A 14,903-nucleotide genomic window follows, 5' to 3' on the forward strand; every position below is an offset into this window, starting at 1 on the left:
TACGGACCCGTTCCCATGATGAAGACGACGGCTTCTCTGAAGCCCGCCGACGTCACGAAGAAGTGGATCGTGATCGATGCCGAGAACGCCGTCGTCGGCCGTCTCGCCTCGTTCATCGCCATGCGTCTTCGCGGCAAGCACCGCCCCGACTACACCCCGCACGTCGATTGCGGCGACTATGTCGTCGTGATCAACGCCCACAAGGTGAAGTTCACCGGCAAGAAGCTGACCGACAAGATCTACTATCGCCACACCGGTCACCCCGGCGGCATCAAGCAGCGCAGCGCCGGCCAGGTGCTGGACGGCAAGTTCCCGGAACGCGTCCTGGAAAAGGCTGTCGAGCGCATGCTGCCCAAGGAGAGCCCGCTGGCCCGCGCCCAGCTGACCCACCTGCGGCTCTACAATTCGCCCGAGCACCCGCATGAGGCGCAAGCCCCTGAGACCATCGCGTTCAAAGAGATGAACGCCAAGAACGTGCGGAGCGCCTAAGCATGTCGGAATCCCAAGGCTTCGAGGCTCTGCAAAGCCTCTCCTCGCAACCGGCCGCCGAGCCGGCCGTGCAAAAGATCGACAAGTTCGGCCGCGCCTATGCCACCGGCAAGCGCAAGAACGCGATCGCCAAGGTCTGGATCAAGCCGGGCAAGGGCACGATCACGATCAACGGCCGCGACCAGGAAGTTTACTTCGCCCGTCCGGTGCTGCGCATGATGATCGCTCAGCCCTTCCAGGTCACCGATCGTGAAGGCCAGTTCGACGTCGTCGTCTCGGTCATGGGCTCGGGTCTCTCGGGCCAGGCCGGCGCGATCCGCCACGGCCTGTCCAAGGCGCTCACCTACTATGAGCCGGGCCTGCGCCCGGTGCTGAAGCCGCACGGCTTCCTCACCCGCGACAGCCGCGTGGTCGAGCGGAAGAAGTACGGCAAGGCGAAGGCGCGACGCAGCTTCCAGTTCTCGAAGCGCTAAACCCGCGCGCGTTCACTCGCGTTTTGCAAAGGGGCGCTTCGGGAAACCGGGGCGCCCTTTCTGCTATCTGGACTTTGGTTTTGGTTGGATCAGCGACATGACCCACACGGTATTCATCGACGGCGAGGCCGGCACCACGGGCCTTCAGATTCGCGAGCGGCTGGTTGGCCGCACCGACTTGACGTTGCTCTCCATCGACCCGGCCAAGCGCAAGGACGCCGCCGCCCGCGCCGAGCTGCTGAACGGCGCCGATGTGGTGATCCTATGCCTGCCCGACGACGCGGCCAAGGAAGCTGTCAGCCTGATCACCAATCCGGCGGTGAAGATCGTCGATCCCTCCACGGCCCACCGGGTGTCGCCGGACTGGGCCTATGGATTCCCCGAGGCCATCCTGGGGCAGCGCGAAGCTATCGCGGCCTCCAAGCGGGTCTCGAACCCCGGCTGCTATTCGACGGGCGCCATCGCCCTGATCCGGCCCCTGGTGGACGCAGGGCTGCTGCCGGCCGACCAGCCGGTCACCATCAACGCCGTCTCCGGCTATTCCGGCGGTGGCCGGCAGATGATCGCCGAGTTCGAGGACGAGAGCGCCGCCGACTACACGAGGGCGGCCTACCGCATCTACGCGACCGGCCTGTCCCACAAGCACGTGCCGGAGATCGCCGACCGTAGCGGCCTGACCCATAGACCGATCTTCACCCCGGCCGTGGGCCGCTATCATCAGGGCATGATCGTCGAGATCCCGCTGCACCTCTGGTCGCTGCCGAAGACGCCGACCCTGGCGGCCGTGCAGACAATTCTCGCCGAGCGCTATCAGGGCGAGCAGTTCGTGGAGGTCGCCTCGCTGGAGGAAGCCCTGGCGACCAAGGCTCTTGAGCCCGAGGCCCTGAACGGCACCAACCGCATGAAGCTGTTCGTGTTCGGCGACCAGGCGCAGGGCCAGGCGCGGCTGGTGGCCCTGCTGGACAACCTGGGCAAGGGGGCCTCGGGGGCCTGCGTGCAGAACATGAACCTGATGCTGGGCCTGGACGAGGCGGCGGGACTCTAAGGTCGTCTGGAGTCAGGGATGAAACCTTCGGGCTTCCCGGCACGTATCACCTGACATGACCCAGATGCTCGATCGTCGACGTTTCCTCACCACCTCCGCCGTCGCCGTGGTGTTGGCGCCCGCGGGCTCCGCCCTGGCCGCAACGCCGGCCGCGCCCGATCCGAAGTGGAAGAAGCTCACCGACGCCCAGTGGAAGGCGCGATTGCCGGGCGACAGCTATCGCGTCCTTCGCCACGAGGACACCGAACGGCCGGGGACCAGCCCGCTGTTGAAGGAGCACCGCAAGGGAACCTTCGTCTGCCTCGGCTGCAACTGGCCGCTGTTCAAGAGCTCGGCGAAGTACGAGAGCGGCACCGGCTGGCCTTCCTTCTTCACCTCCATCGGCGGCGGCCTGATCAAGAAGCCCGACTACGCCCTGGGCATGCTGCGCACCGAATACCATTGCGCCCAATGCCTGGGTCACCAGGGCCATGTGTTCAACGACGGCCCGCGCCCCACCGGCCTGCGCTACTGCAACAACGGCGTCGCCCTGCGGTTCGTCCCGGGCTGATCACGGGCTAGGCTGTCGGCCCGTTCCGACGAGTCGCCATGCCCCGCATCTACTTCCTCACCCATCCGCAGGTGGTCATCGATCCCGCCGTGCCTGTCCCGCGTTGGCCCTTGTCGGAAACCGGCCGCCGCCGCGCGCATCTGTTCGCCGATCGCCTGAGCGGCGGGGAGGTCACCGCCGTCTGGTCCAGCGGCGAGCAGAAGGCCCTGGATGGCGGCGCCATCATCGCCGAGCGCCTCGGCGTCCCGCGCCGCATTGATCCGGAGCTGGGGGAAAACGACCGCTCGACCACCGGCTATATCGCCCCACCGGAGTTCTGGGAGGTCGTCGCCGAGTTCTTCGGCAAGCCCGACGAGAGCGTGCGTGGCTGGGAGACCGCCCGCCACGCCCAGGACCGCATCGTCACCGCCATGCAGCGCCTGGCCCGCGACGAGCCGACCCGCGGCGACATCGTGGTCGTGGCCCATGGCGGAGTCGGCGAACTGCTGATGGCCCACCTCCAGAAGGTGGCCGTCGGTCAGCACGACAAGCCCCAGCATTCCGGCGGCGGTTGCTGGATCGAGATCGACAAGTCGAGCTTCGGTCTGCTCGCCGGCTGGCGGAATATTCCAGACTAATTCAAATCCGCTCGTCCGGGCGATGGTCTTGGCCGCCCTAGGACTTCACCTTCACATAGGAGCCCGGTGCGTCCTCCAGCGGCTTGAAGGGGCCCTTGGTGGGGTCGCGGGCGGGGACCTGGTCGCCAGACTTGGCTTTCAGCCAGACGGCCCAGTGCGGCCACCAGGAGCCGGGGGTTTCCTTGGCCGCCTCCATCCACTGTTCCACCGAGCCCGGCAGGTCGCTGTTGGTCCAATGCTGGTACTTGTTGGCCACCGGCGCATTGATGACGCCGGCGATGTGGCCAGAGCCGGCAAGCGTGAAGGTCACCGGGCCGCCGAACAGTTTGGCGCCGCGATAGACCGAACGGGCCGGGGCGATGTGGTCTTCCTTCGACGACTGCACATAGACCGGGGTCTTCACCGTGGAGAGGTCGAGCTTGATGTTGTCCATCACCAGCTCGCCCTTGGCCAAGGCGTTCTCGCCGTAGAACTTGCGCAGGTAGAACAGGTGCAGGGCCTTGGGCATGCGGGTCTGGTCGGAGTTCCAGAACAGCAGGTCGAAGGGTTTGGGCTCCTTGCCCATCAGGTAGTTGTTCACGAAGAACGACCAGATCAGGTCGTTGGCCCGCAGGGAGTTGAAGGTCTCGGCCATCGCCTGGCCCGACAGCACGCCGCCGGCGGCGTCCATCTGCTTTTCCAGGTCGCCGATCCAGTCTTCATTGGTGAACAGCAGCAGGTCGCCGGCTTCGGCGAAGTCCTGCTGGGCGGCGAAGAAGGTGGCCGAGGCGATCCGCTTGTCCCCCTTGGCCGCCATATGGGCCAGGGTGGAGGAGAGCAGGGTGCCGCCGATGCAGTAGCCGACAGTGTTCACCTGGTCGACACCGGCCTGCTTCATGGCCGCCGCGGTGCCCTCATAGATGCCCTGCTGCATGTAGTCTTCGAAGGTCTTGGCGGCCATCTCCACATCGGGATTGACCCAGGAGGCGACGAAGACCGTGATCCCCTGATCGGTGAGCCAGCGGATCATCGAGTTCTCGGGGCGCAGGTCCAGGATGTAGAACTTGTTGATCCAGGGCGGGAAGATCACCAGCGGGATGTCGAACACCGTTTCCGTGGTGGGGTTGAACTGCAGCAGCTGCAGCACCTCGTTCTGGAAGATCACCTTGCCGGGCGCGGTGGCGACGTTCTCGCCGATCTTGAACATCTCGTAGTCGGTCTGGCTGATGGCCAGGCTGCCGCCGCCACGGGTCAGGTCGGCGGCGAAGTTCTCCATGCCCTGCAGCAGGCTCTGGCCCTGGGTCGACATCGCCTCGCGCAGGGCGGCGGGGTTGGAGGCCAGGAAATTCGACGGGGAGAAGGCGTCGGTGAGCATCTTCATGAAGAACTCGACGCGGCGCTTGGTCATGGGATCGACGCCATCGACCTCGGAGACCAGGGCGTTCAGCCAGTTGGAGGTGACCAGGTAGGACTGCTTGATCACATCAAAGACCGGATTGTCGCTCCAGTCGGGGTCCATGAACCGCTTGTCGCCCTTGGCGGGGGTGACAGTGGGCTCGACCGTTTCACCCCCGGCTCGGCGTGCGGCCGACTGCCAGAGTTCCAGATAGCGCTGGAAGAGGTCGGCCTGGGCACGGACCAGCCGGTCGGGCTGGGAGGCCAGCCGGCCCATCACGTCGGTGAGGGCAGGGGCCACATGGAACGGGTCGGGCTGCAGGGCGGCGGGACGCTCGGCCTGACGCAGGGCGGCCTCGGCGATGGCGCCTTGGGCGGTCAGCGCCGCGCGGGCCAGGTTGGCCGACAGCTTCTCCACCATCTCCCGCTGCTCGGCGTTGAGCTGGGCGGGCGCGAAGTCGACGCTGGCCCCGAAGGCGGCGGCGGCGGCGGCGGCGGGGTTCACGGCCATGCGTGGCGCTTCAGCCCGGGCGGACTGGTCGCGTGGCGCCTCGACACGGGGGGATTCCGGGGCGGACTTCGGCGCCTTGGCCTTGGGCGTTGCGCCCTTCGCGGCCTTGGTCTTGACCTTGTCGGAGCCGGTCTTGGCCTTGTCCGACGCCTTGGCCTTGGAGGCCTTGGTCTTGGTCGGCTGTTTGCTCATGACCGTCTTCTCCCAGGTTTGTCTTGCCGGCTCGGCGCTCGCGCTCTTTCGCCCAACGCAATCATGGCATAAGACCAGCGCCAAGATGAACGCGTCGCCTAGACTTTTCGTGATGAGTCGCTTGGAATCCTCGCGGACCAGCCTGCTGGTCTGTGCCTGCGCCGCCGCGATGCTCAGCGGCTGCGCGGTTGCCAACCCCTTCGCCACGGCCGCCGTCGACCCGGCCTCGCCTGTCGCCGCCGAGGTCGCGGCCAAGGCGCGCGCCAGCCGCAACTATCCGACCTTCGCCGATATTCCCCCCGTTCCCACCGATGTACGCCCCCTGCCGGCCTTTGGCCGCGCGGCGACCGCGGTTGAAGTGGCCGGCGCCGACCTGATGCGCGAAACCGCGCCCGGAACCTGGACGCTGACCGGCACGGAGGCCTTCGCCGGCCGTGCGCGCGATCTGGCGGGCCCCGAGATTGCCGGCGCGGAATCCACCACCGCAGCCACCGAGGCCTTCGCCAAGGCCCAGCGGGCGCGAGCTACACCGCCTCCGCCGCCGAGATAGGCCCGCGGAGGCTGACGACCTTGAACCTGCTTGGCGAAGCCCCGCACCGGGACCCGCCATGTGCGATTTCAGCTCCCTACCGCCGCGAGGCCCGCGGCCCGAGCTCAACATGACCCCTGAATTCCACCGTATCCGACGCCTTCCCCCGTACGTCTTCGAGGAAGTGAACCGCATCAAGGCGCGCCTGCGCGCCCAGGGTGTCGACATCATCGACTTCGGCATGGGCAATCCCGACATGCCGACGCCCAAGCATATCGTCGACAAGCTGATCGAGACCGCCCGCGACCCCAAGGCCGGGCGTTACTCCGCCTCCAAGGGCATTGTCGGCCTGCGCCGGGCCATGGCCGGCTACTACAAGAAGCGCTTCGGCGTGACCCTGAACCCCGACACCGAGGTGATCGCCACCCTGGGATCGAAGGAAGGCTTCGCCAACCTGGCCCAGGCGCTCACCGCGCCGGGCGACGTGATCCTGTGCCCCAACCCGGCCTATCCGATCCACGCCTACGGCTTCATCATGGCCGGCGGCGTGATCCGCCATGTGCCGGCGCCGTCGCCGGAGGCGTACCTGTCTGGGGTCAGCGCCGCCATGCGGCACTCCAGCCCCGCCCCCAGCGTGCTGATCCTGTCCTACCCGTCCAACCCGACCGCCCAGTGGGTGGACCTGGACTTCTACAAGGAGGCCGTGGCGCTGGCCAAGAAGCACGACCTGCTGGTGCTCTCCGACATCGCCTACTCCGAGATCTATTTCGACGACAACCCGCCGCCGTCCATCCTCCAAGTGGACGGCGCCAAGGACCTCGCCGTCGAGGTCAATTCGCTGTCCAAGACCTACGCCATGGCCGGCTGGCGGGTCGGCATGGTGGTGGGCAATGAGCGGATGTGCGCGGCGCTGGCCCGCGTGAAGTCCTATCTGGACTACGGCGCCTACACCCCGATCCAGGTGGCCGCCGCCGCGGCGCTGAACGGCCCGCAGGACTGCGTCGACGAGATCCGGGCCATCTACAAGAGTCGCCGCGATACGCTGGTGACCTCCATGAAACGGGCTGGTTGGGATATCCCCGCGCCACCCGCCTCGATGTTCGCCTGGGCGCCGTTGCCCGAGCAGTACAAGGATGCCGGCTCCATGCTGTTCGCCAAACTGCTGATCGAGGAGGCCGGCATCGCCGTCGCGCCGGGCGTGGCCTTTGGTGAGTACGGCGAGGGCTATGTGCGCATCGGCCTGGTGGAGAACGAACATCGCATTCGCCAAGCCGCGCGCAACGTGAAGAAGTTCCTGGCCAATTCCGAAGAGATCCTCGGCCGGGCCCACAACACCCTGGCGGCCCAATGACCAAAGATGTCTGGCGTATCGGCATAGCAGGACTCGGCACCGTCGGGGCCGGCCTGCTCAACTTCCTCTCCGAACGGCCGGGCTTCGCCCCGGCCGGTGGAAAGTCCGTGGTGACCGGGGTCTCGGCGCGCTCGCGCTCGCGGTCCCGGCCCTTCGACATCTCGAATCTGCCCTGGTTCGACGATCCGGTGGCGTTGGCGGCCTCGCCCGACAACGACCTGTTCGTGGAACTGATCGGCGGCTCCGACGGCCCCGCCAAGGCCGCGGTGGAGGCGGCGCTCAACGCCGGCAAGCCCGTGGTCACCGCCAACAAGGCCTTGATCGCCGAGCATGGCGCGGAACTGGCCAAGCTGGCCGAGGCCAAGGGCGTCCCGCTGCTGTTCGAAGCCGCCGTCATGGGCGGCACCCCGGCGGTGAAGATGCTGCGCGAGGCCATGGTCGGAGACGACATCAAGTCCGTCGCCGGTATCCTCAACGGCACCTGCAACTACATCCTGACCGAGATGGATTCCGGCGGCCGGGCGTTCGCCGAGGTCCTGGCAGAGGCACAGCGGCTGGGCTATGCCGAGGCCGATCCGACCATGGATGTCGGCGGCTTTGACGCCGCTCACAAGATCTCGATCCTGGCGGCCCTGGCCTTCGGCTGCGCGCCCACCTACGCCGCCGCGGAGATCGAGGGCATTGACGGTATCGAACTGCTGGACATCAAGCTGGCCCGGGACCTGGGCTACCGGGTCAAGCTGGTGGCCTCGGCCGATCGCTCGCCCGATGGGGTGCTGGTGCGGGTGCATCCGTCGCTGGCGCCGATCAACCACCCCCTGGCCCAGGCCGGCGGGGCGCTGAACGCCCTCTTCATCGAGGGCGCCCGGATCGGCACCATCTACATCCAGGGCCCCGGCGCGGGAGCCGGCCCCACGGCCGCCGCCGTGGCCGCCGACATCGCCGACGTGATGACCGGCGCGGTGCGTCCGGTCTTCCAGAGGCCGGCCGGCGAGCTGAAGCCCTTCACGCCCGTCGACCCGTCCAAAAGCATGGGCCGCGCCTATCTCCGCTTCCTGGTCAAGGACGAGCCCGGCGTCATCGCCGCGGTGTCCGAGACCCTGGCCGAGGCCGGGGTGTCCATCGAGAGCTTCCTGCAGAAGCCCGTGGAGAACGCCGACGGCGTGCCCATCGTGCTCACCACCCACGCGGTGGCCGAATCGGTCCTGACGGCGGCGATCGACCGCATCGCGAATCTGCCCTCAGTGCTGGAGAGACCGCGCCTCTTGCGCATCGCGCGCATCTGAGAATCTCACGATAGTCCCCGGCTATGCCGGATTCCGGCAGGAGACGTGTTCATGAGTTCCGAAGTCCTTGATCGCGGTTTGGTTATCGACGCTGTTCGGGTGACCGAGATCGCCGCCATCGCCGCCTGGAAGCTGGTGGGCCGCGGCGACGAGATGGCGGCGGACCAGGCGGCGGTCGACGCCATGCGCACGGCCCTGAACGACCTGGACATCGACGGCGAGATCGTGATCGGCGAAGGCGAGCGCGACGAAGCCCCGATGCTCTACATCGGCGAGAAGGTCGGACGCGGCAAAGGCCCCAAGATCGATATCGCCCTGGACCCGCTGGAGGGCACGACTCTCACCGCCAAGGCGATGTCCAATGCGCTGGCGGTCATGGCCTGGGCGCCAAAGGGCACCCTGCTGAACGCGCCCGACACCTATATGGACAAGATCGCCTGCGGGCCGGGCTATCCGCCCGGCATCATCGACCTCGACAAGACCCCGGCCCAGAACGTCGAGGACCTGGCCGAGGCCAAGGGCGTTGATCCCAGCGAGATCACGGTCTGCATCCTGGACCGCCCCAGGCATGCCGAAATCATCGCCAGCGTCCGCTCAGTGGCCGCGCGCATCTATCTGATCACGGACGGCGATGTCGCCGGGGTCATGAACACCGCCGATCCCTCGACGGGCGTGGACCTCTATCTCGGCCAGGGCGGGGCGCCGGAGGGCGTGTTGGCCTGCGCGGCGCTGAAGTGTGTCGGCGGCCAGTTCCAGGGTCGGCTGGTGTTCCGCAACGCCGACGAGAAGGCCCGCGCCAAGCGCATCGGCATCACCGACTTCGACCGCAAGTACGACCTGCACGAGATGGTCCGCGCCGACGCGATCTTCGCCGCCACCGGTGTCACCAACGGGGCCTTGCTGGACGGCGTCCACTATGAGGACGGCTTCGTCCACACCCACACCATCGTCATGAACTCCGCCACCCAGACGGTGCGCGAAGTGCGGATGAAACGGCCGGTGTGATGGCCGACGGTTCAACCCCGGCGGGCTATCTGGGCGTCACCAAGTCGCTCAGCGGTCGGCTGTGGCGTGAGCGGGCCGCCGATCCAGAGACCGTGCGCCGCCATGAGATGGCCCTGGGCCTGCCCGAACCCCTGGCCCGCGCGCTCGCCTCCCGTGGGGTCGAGGACGGCCAGGGAGAGCACTACCTGAACCCGACCCTCAAGGCCCTGTTTCCCGATCCGTCCAGCTTCATGGACATGGACAGGGCTGCGGCCATCCTGGTGGACGCGGTGGCCAGAAGCCGCCCCATGGCGGTGTTCGCCGACTATGACGTGGATGGCGCTTCCAGCGCCGCTCAGCTGGTTCGCTGGACCCGCGCCATGGGCGCGCCGCTGCGCATCTATGTCCCCGACCGCATCACCGAGGGCTATGGCCCGTCGCCCGCCGCCTTCCGCCGCCTGAGGGACGAGGGGGTCGAGCTGGTGATCACCGTCGACTGCGGCGCGGCGGCGATGGAGGCGGTCACCTACGCCGTCGAGATCGGCCTGGAGGTGGTGGTGATCGATCACCACCTGATGCGTGGCGACGAGGTTCCGCCGGCCACCGCGCTGGTGAACCCCAATCGGCCCGGCTGCGGTTCGGGGCAGGGGGTGTTGGCCGCCGCCGGGGTCACCTTCGTCCTGATGGCCGCCCTGAACCGCGAGGCGCGCAAGCAGGGTCTGTTCACGGCCGCGCGCCCAGAGCCCGATATCCGCGAGTGGCTGGACCTGGCCTGCATGGGCGCCATCTGCGACGTCACCCAGCTGGTGGGCTTCAACCGTGCCCTGGCCTCGCAAGGCCTGAAGGTGATGTCCGGCTGGCGCAATCCGGGCCTCAAGGCTTTGCTGGACGTCGCCAAGAGCCAGGGGCCGGCCACCGCCTTCCATGTGGGCTTCGTCCTGGGGCCGCGGATCAACGCCGGGGGCCGTATCGGGCGCGCTGATCTCGGCGCGCGCCTGCTCTCCACCGACGATCCCCGGGAGGCCGCCGATCTCGCCGCCGAACTGGATGCGCTGAACGCCTCGCGCAAGGAGGTCGAGCGCGAGGTGCTGGAGCAGGCTGTTCAGATCATCGAGCGTGAAAGCAACCAGGCCGACCTGCCGGTTTTGCTGGTGGCCGCCGACGACTGGCACCCGGGTGTAATCGGCATCGTGGCCGGACGCCTGCGCGAACGCTACCGCAAGCCGGTGATGGTGATCGGCGTCGACCGGGCCGCCAATGTGGGCAAGGGCTCGGGGCGATCCCAGCCGGGAGTGAACCTCGGCCGCGCCGTCCAGGCCGCCTATGAGGAAGGCCTGCTGATCGCCGGCGGCGGCCACGCCATGGCTGCGGGGCTCAGCGTCAAGCCCGACACCATCCCCGAACTTCGCGCCTTCCTCTGCGAGCGTCTGGCCGACGAGAGCCAGGTCGCCGCGGCGGAGGACGGCCTGGACATCGACGCCCTGATCACCACGCGCGGCGCCGACCGTGCGCTCTATGAAAGTTTCCAGCGGATGGCCCCTTTCGGACCCGGCAATCCCGAGCCGGTCTTCGCGCTCTCCGACGTGCGCGTGGAGCGGGCCATGGCGCTCAAGGGCGGCCACGTGCGGGTCACCTTGACCGATCGCACCGGCGGCAAGCTGAAGGCGGTGGCGTGGCGTTCGGAGGGCACCGAGATTGGCGCTCGCCTGCTGGCCGAGGGCGGCGGGTTGCATATCGTCGGTCGCTTGAAGCCGGACGATTGGCAGGGCCGGTCCAGTGTCGAGCTGGAGATCGAGGATGTCGCCGACCTTCGCCGTGTCGGCTGAAACCCGCGCTTTGGGGGGAACTGCGACAAGTCGTGGCGAGTGCGCTTGCACACCCCCAGGAACGCAGATATAGAGCCGCCCTTCGCCGCTGCGGTCCCTTCGTCTATCGGTTAGGACGCCAGGTTTTCAACCTGGAGAGAGGGGTTCGACTCCCCTAGGGACTGCCACGCGAAACCGCCCTCCTGCGGGCAGCCGGTACGGGCTCGGCGCCAATCCATCGCGCAAAGCGCGAGAAACACACCAAATGCGTGCATTTGGGTGAAAAACCCCCATTGACGGCTCTCCTGTTACGAGAACAGTGTTATAACTGGCCAGTATCCGTAGGGATTGGGAGATCGGGCCAGAGGGGCAAATGTCTGGTTACGAATTTGAGGGTGTGGATGCGCACGAAGACGCCGTGCGGATCAGTGGGCGGATCAAGTGGTTCGACGCGGGCAAGGGCTATGGCTTCATTGTCCCCGACGATCCTGGCCAGACCGATCTGAAAGATGTTCTCCTGCATGTGACGTCGCTGAGGAACTCCGGGCGTGAGAACGCCCTGGAGGGCGCCGTCATCGTCTGCGACGTGATCCGCCGGCCCAAGGGCTGGCAGGTGTCGGAGGTGGTGGACCTGGACGAGAGCTCGGCGCCGCCCGCCCCCGAACGGCGACCCCGCGAGGACCACGGCTTCCGCCGCGATCGCGACAGCTTTGATCGCCACGGCGGCGGCTTTGATCGGCAGACCGGTGGGTTCCCCGCCCGCAGCGCCAGACCGGCGCCCCACTCGGATGGACCGCTGGAACGGGCCAAGGTGAAGTGGTTCAACCGCGCCAAGGGCTATGGCTTTGTGGTCCGCGACGGGGAGCCCGGCGACATCTTCGTCCACATAGAGACCCTGCGTCGTTCCGGCATCGAGGACCTGCAGCCCGGCGATGATGTGATGGTCCGCTTCGCCGAGGGGCCCAAGGGTCTGGTGGTGGCGGAACTGGAGTCCATCGGGATGGCCTGAGCCTGACAGCTCCGCCTTGCCTCCGCCGTAAGCCTCCCGCAAAGGATAGGCCTCTGTCCTAGCCTGGGAGCCCGGCTTGTCGTCTCTGTCCCTCAAGCCCCTGTGGCTCGCGGCGATGGTCTTCGCCGCTGTCATGGTGGGAAGCCCTGCCGCCGCGCTGTTGCCCGTCCAGGGCTACGAGATCCGCGCCACCTATCCCCACGACACCGGGGCGTTCACCGAGGGTCTGTTCTTCCTCGACGGCGTGATGTTCGAAAGCACCGGCATGGAGGGCGCTTCCTCGATCCGCAGGGTCCGGCTGAAGGACGGCGTGGTGCTGCAGTCGGTGACAACCGACGCCGACAAGTTCGGCGAGGGCATCGTCAACTGGGGCGCGGAGATCGTCAGCCTGACCTGGCGGAACGGGGTCGGCTATCGCTGGGACCTGAAGACCTTCACCCGCAAAGGGACCTTCAAGTATCGGGGGGAGGGCTGGGGGCTCACCCAGGACGGCAAGAGCCTGATCATGAGCGATGGCACCGCGTTCCTCCGCTTCCTGGACCCCAAGACCCTGCAGGAGACCCGGCGGGTGAGAGTGACCGCCGAAGGCCGTCCGGTCACCAACCTCAACGAGATCGAGTGGGTGAAGGGGGAGGTCCTGGCCAATGTCTGGATGACCAACCGAATCGCCCGTATCGATCCCAAGACCGGCGCCGTGAAGGGCTGGATCGACTTGACGGGTCTGCCCGAGACCCTGTCGCGCCGTGATCCCGACGCCGTGGCCAACGGCATCGCCTATGACCGGCAGACCGACCGCCTGTTCGTCACCGGCAAGTACTGGCCGAACCTCTATGAGATCGGGCTGAAGCCCCTGAAGGACGCCCGATGACGCAGCCCGCTCAGATCATTCCGCCCGAGGGGTTCATCAAGTCGAGCGGCCGTGGCGACTTCTCCACGATCAACGGTCCCTATTATCACCGCGCCCAGCAGCCGGAGGGCCTGACCGAACAGGCGTTCTTCGCCGAGCAGCGGCACGCCAACGGCCTGGGCCTGGTCCACGGCGGCATGCTGACCGCCTTTCTGGACGGCCTGCTGGCCGCCGCCGTCTGGCGTGAGACCCAGACGCGCTCAGTGACCATCCACCTGTCGGTGGATTTCCTGCACATGGCCCGGATCGGAGAATGGGTGATGGGCGATGCGAGAGTGACTCGCGCCACCCGCGACGTGGCCTTCGTGGAGGGGCGCGCCTATGTGGGCGGGCACGACGTGGTCCGCGCCTCAGGCGTCTTCAAGCTGATGCACCGCCGGGCGCCGACCAGCTAGCCCAAGGCGACCTTGGCCACGAGGGTGGCCAGAAAGATCGCGCCGCCGCCGATCAGGGCCAGACGGATGCTTTCGGCATGCCGATCGAGGAACTGGGCGCGCTTGCGCATCTCCATGCGGCGCGCGCGTTTGGACTTAGATCTTGATTTTGGCATTCACGTCCCCCGCTGCCAGATTTAGCAGACGCAGGCTGTAAAGGTCGAGCCATCGCGCCCTGCGGCCTCCTATCGTTTGCGGGAAAGGCCAAAGCCTTATATCCCACGCCCGCCGGTGCTTTTCGGGGTGTAGCGCAGCCTGGTAGCGCATCTGGTTTGGGACCAGAGGGTCGGAGGTTCGAATCCTCTCGCCCCGACCAGCACCGGCCAAAACGACTTACCGCCAGGGATCCTACATGCTCGCGCGCATCTACCGTCCGGCCAAGAACGCCATGCAGTCCGGCAAGGCCAAGACCAAGGACTGGTTGCTGGAATTCGCGCCCGAAGACGCCAGAGCGTCGGACCCCCTGATGGGCTGGACCCAGACCCGGGACACCGATGGCCAGATCCGCCTGTCCTTCGATACCTCCGAGGACGCGGTGGCCTACGCCCAGACCAACGGCATCGCCTTCCAGCTCTTCGACCCCAAGCCGGCCAAGCGCATCGTCAAGGCCTACGCCGACAACTTCGCCTTCAACCGCAAGCAGCCCTGGACCCACTAGCCCAGGGTGCTCCAGGGTTTACAAAATGCCGTCGAGGCGCAGAGCTTCGGCGTCCGAGATGCGACCGGTTCGTGTGCCGACAACCGCTGAAACGGGCGTTCCGGCCTCTTCGGCGGACCGCGCCGTCGAGACATTGCGACGAACCGCATAGCTGTTCTGAATCAGATCAAAGCGAGCTTTGGCTTCATCGGCCACATTGAACCGGCGAACAGGTGCGCTGGGACCCGCCAGGATCGATCGCGCATTCAGATACGCGTACTGCCCGTCCTGCGCCAGACCACGGTAGATCGCCGCAGCTTCCTGGCGACGGAAGGTTCTTTCGTATGCGACGGCGAGGTTGAACCGATTTCTCATGGAGGGACGGGCCTCCACGGCGCGCTCAAACAGGTTGGTCGCGGTGTAGCGATCGCCGTACTCAAGTGATGTCAAACCCGTGATCATGTTCGCGTTTTGTGGAACATTCGGCGCAGACGCCAATGTTTCCGTTGCGTCCAGTCGAGCGGTTTGTTTGGTCGCGCACCCAGTGGCAAGTGCACCGAGCGCCAGGACTGTAATTAGGCGAATGGAAGTTCTCACGGCATGGCTCCAATACGTAAGAGATCGCGAGCTTCCACGGCGTATGGCGATGTGAGAGCTACAATCGCAACGTCTTGTACTCACGCTGATTTCTTAATACGGATTAACCATGG

General features: G+C 66.7%; 16 protein-coding genes and 2 tRNA genes. 16 read left to right on the plus strand and 2 right to left on the minus strand.

The annotated features are described in order from the left end of the window. Positions 1 to 15 precede the first annotated feature (15 nt). From rplM to AAC997_RS08450, 5 genes are all read left to right on the plus strand, one after another. Positions 16 to 489: a 50S ribosomal protein L13 gene (gene rplM, locus AAC997_RS08430; RefSeq protein ID WP_304819288.1), complete on the plus strand. Its 474-nt coding sequence runs from the start codon at positions 16 to 18 to the stop codon at positions 487 to 489. A 2-nt stretch (positions 490 to 491) separates the two neighbouring features. Then, entirely contained in the window at positions 492 to 962 is a 471-nt protein-coding gene (gene rpsI / locus AAC997_RS08435) for a 30S ribosomal protein S9 (RefSeq protein WP_340645251.1), read from the plus strand. 97 nt (positions 963 to 1,059) lie between these two features. Next, positions 1,060 to 2,007 carry an N-acetyl-gamma-glutamyl-phosphate reductase gene (argC, locus tag AAC997_RS08440; protein WP_340645252.1) on the plus strand — a complete coding sequence of 316 codons (948 nt, stop codon included), beginning with the start codon at positions 1,060 to 1,062 and terminating at the stop codon, positions 2,005 to 2,007. A gap of 55 nt (positions 2,008 to 2,062) precedes the next feature. Continuing rightward, positions 2,063 to 2,557: a peptide-methionine (R)-S-oxide reductase MsrB gene (gene msrB, locus AAC997_RS08445; protein ID WP_340645253.1), complete on the plus strand. Its 495-nt coding sequence runs from the start codon at positions 2,063 to 2,065 to the stop codon at positions 2,555 to 2,557. A gap of 38 nt (positions 2,558 to 2,595) precedes the next feature. After that, positions 2,596 to 3,174, plus strand: coding sequence for a histidine phosphatase family protein (locus AAC997_RS08450; RefSeq protein WP_340645254.1), 579 nt, complete (start codon positions 2,596 to 2,598; stop codon positions 3,172 to 3,174). Positions 3,175 to 3,211: 37 nt separating this feature from the next. On the opposite strand, the gene phaC is transcribed toward AAC997_RS08450, so the two are convergent. Continuing rightward, entirely contained in the window at positions 3,212 to 4,969 is a 1,758-nt protein-coding gene (gene phaC, locus AAC997_RS08455; RefSeq protein ID WP_340645305.1) for a class I poly(R)-hydroxyalkanoic acid synthase, read from the minus strand. A gap of 394 nt (positions 4,970 to 5,363) precedes the next feature. Here phaC and AAC997_RS08460 point away from each other — a divergent pair, with 394 nt between their 5' ends. From AAC997_RS08460 to AAC997_RS08510, 11 genes are all read left to right on the plus strand, one after another. Further along, complete coding sequence (locus AAC997_RS08460) at positions 5,364 to 5,801, plus strand: hypothetical protein (RefSeq protein WP_340645255.1); 438 nt, start codon at positions 5,364 to 5,366, stop codon at positions 5,799 to 5,801. 109 nt (positions 5,802 to 5,910) lie between these two features. Beyond that, positions 5,911 to 7,131, plus strand: a complete 1,221-nt coding sequence (locus tag AAC997_RS08465; protein WP_340645256.1) for an LL-diaminopimelate aminotransferase — start codon at positions 5,911 to 5,913, stop codon at positions 7,129 to 7,131. Continuing rightward, positions 7,128 to 8,417, plus strand: coding sequence for a homoserine dehydrogenase (locus AAC997_RS08470; RefSeq protein WP_340645257.1), 1,290 nt, complete (start codon positions 7,128 to 7,130; stop codon positions 8,415 to 8,417). The genes AAC997_RS08465 and AAC997_RS08470 overlap by 4 nt, the downstream gene beginning before the upstream one ends. A gap of 51 nt (positions 8,418 to 8,468) precedes the next feature. Continuing rightward, a complete protein-coding gene (gene glpX, locus AAC997_RS08475) occupies positions 8,469 to 9,422 on the plus strand; it encodes a class II fructose-bisphosphatase (RefSeq protein ID WP_340645258.1) in 954 nt (317 codons plus the stop codon). Continuing rightward, on the plus strand, positions 9,422 to 11,227 hold the full coding sequence (gene recJ / locus AAC997_RS08480) for a single-stranded-DNA-specific exonuclease RecJ (protein WP_340645259.1): 1,806 nt from the start codon (positions 9,422 to 9,424) through the stop codon (positions 11,225 to 11,227). Before glpX ends, recJ begins: the two co-directional genes overlap by 1 nt. Positions 11,228 to 11,319: 92 nt before the next feature. Beyond that, positions 11,320 to 11,394 (plus strand) — tRNA-Glu (locus AAC997_RS08485). Positions 11,395 to 11,579: 185 nt separating this feature from the next. Further along, positions 11,580 to 12,215 carry a cold-shock protein gene (locus AAC997_RS08490; protein ID WP_340645260.1) on the plus strand — a complete coding sequence of 212 codons (636 nt, stop codon included), beginning with the start codon at positions 11,580 to 11,582 and terminating at the stop codon, positions 12,213 to 12,215. A gap of 76 nt (positions 12,216 to 12,291) precedes the next feature. After that, complete coding sequence (locus tag AAC997_RS08495) at positions 12,292 to 13,083, plus strand: glutaminyl-peptide cyclotransferase (RefSeq protein WP_340645261.1); 792 nt, start codon at positions 12,292 to 12,294, stop codon at positions 13,081 to 13,083. Continuing rightward, positions 13,080 to 13,517 carry a PaaI family thioesterase gene (locus AAC997_RS08500; RefSeq protein ID WP_340645262.1) on the plus strand — a complete coding sequence of 146 codons (438 nt, stop codon included), beginning with the start codon at positions 13,080 to 13,082 and terminating at the stop codon, positions 13,515 to 13,517. The genes AAC997_RS08495 and AAC997_RS08500 overlap by 4 nt, the downstream gene beginning before the upstream one ends. Positions 13,518 to 13,795: 278 nt before the next feature. Continuing rightward, positions 13,796 to 13,872 (plus strand) — tRNA-Pro (locus tag AAC997_RS08505). 36 nt (positions 13,873 to 13,908) lie between these two features. Continuing rightward, positions 13,909 to 14,214, plus strand: coding sequence for an ETC complex I subunit (locus AAC997_RS08510; RefSeq protein ID WP_340645263.1), 306 nt, complete (start codon positions 13,909 to 13,911; stop codon positions 14,212 to 14,214). An 18-nt stretch (positions 14,215 to 14,232) separates the two neighbouring features. Here the strand turns inward: AAC997_RS08510 and AAC997_RS08515 are convergent, their stop codons facing one another. Continuing rightward, positions 14,233 to 14,790, minus strand: coding sequence for a hypothetical protein (locus AAC997_RS08515; RefSeq protein WP_340645264.1), 558 nt, complete (start codon positions 14,788 to 14,790; stop codon positions 14,233 to 14,235). Positions 14,791 to 14,903 lie beyond the last annotated feature (113 nt).

It is taken from the genome of Phenylobacterium sp., assembly GCF_037968635.1.
In the GTDB taxonomy this organism is placed as follows: domain Bacteria; phylum Pseudomonadota; class Alphaproteobacteria; order Caulobacterales; family Caulobacteraceae; genus Phenylobacterium.

Bases quoted from the DNA above. Each gene is read 5' to 3' on its own strand.
- rplM (WP_304819288.1), top strand. From the start codon at position 16: ATGATGAAGACGACGGCTTCTCTGAAGCCCGCCGACGTCACGAAGAAG.
- rpsI (WP_340645251.1), top strand. From the start codon at position 492: ATGTCGGAATCCCAAGGCTTCGAGGCTCTGCAAAGCCTCTCCTCGCAA.
- argC (WP_340645252.1), top strand. From the start codon at position 1,060: ATGACCCACACGGTATTCATCGACGGCGAGGCCGGCACCACGGGCCTT.
- msrB (WP_340645253.1), top strand. From the start codon at position 2,063: ATGACCCAGATGCTCGATCGTCGACGTTTCCTCACCACCTCCGCCGTC.
- AAC997_RS08450 (WP_340645254.1), top strand. From the start codon at position 2,596: ATGCCCCGCATCTACTTCCTCACCCATCCGCAGGTGGTCATCGATCCC.
- phaC (WP_340645305.1), bottom strand. From the start codon at position 4,969: ATGGTGGAGAAGCTGTCGGCCAACCTGGCCCGCGCGGCGCTGACCGCC.
- AAC997_RS08460 (WP_340645255.1), top strand. From the start codon at position 5,364: ATGAGTCGCTTGGAATCCTCGCGGACCAGCCTGCTGGTCTGTGCCTGC.
- AAC997_RS08465 (WP_340645256.1), top strand. From the start codon at position 5,911: ATGACCCCTGAATTCCACCGTATCCGACGCCTTCCCCCGTACGTCTTC.
- AAC997_RS08470 (WP_340645257.1), top strand. From the start codon at position 7,128: ATGACCAAAGATGTCTGGCGTATCGGCATAGCAGGACTCGGCACCGTC.
- glpX (WP_340645258.1), top strand. From the start codon at position 8,469: ATGAGTTCCGAAGTCCTTGATCGCGGTTTGGTTATCGACGCTGTTCGG.
- recJ (WP_340645259.1), top strand. From the start codon at position 9,422: ATGGCCGACGGTTCAACCCCGGCGGGCTATCTGGGCGTCACCAAGTCG.
- AAC997_RS08490 (WP_340645260.1), top strand. From the start codon at position 11,580: ATGTCTGGTTACGAATTTGAGGGTGTGGATGCGCACGAAGACGCCGTG.
- AAC997_RS08500 (WP_340645262.1), top strand. From the start codon at position 13,080: ATGACGCAGCCCGCTCAGATCATTCCGCCCGAGGGGTTCATCAAGTCG.
- AAC997_RS08510 (WP_340645263.1), top strand. From the start codon at position 13,909: ATGCTCGCGCGCATCTACCGTCCGGCCAAGAACGCCATGCAGTCCGGC.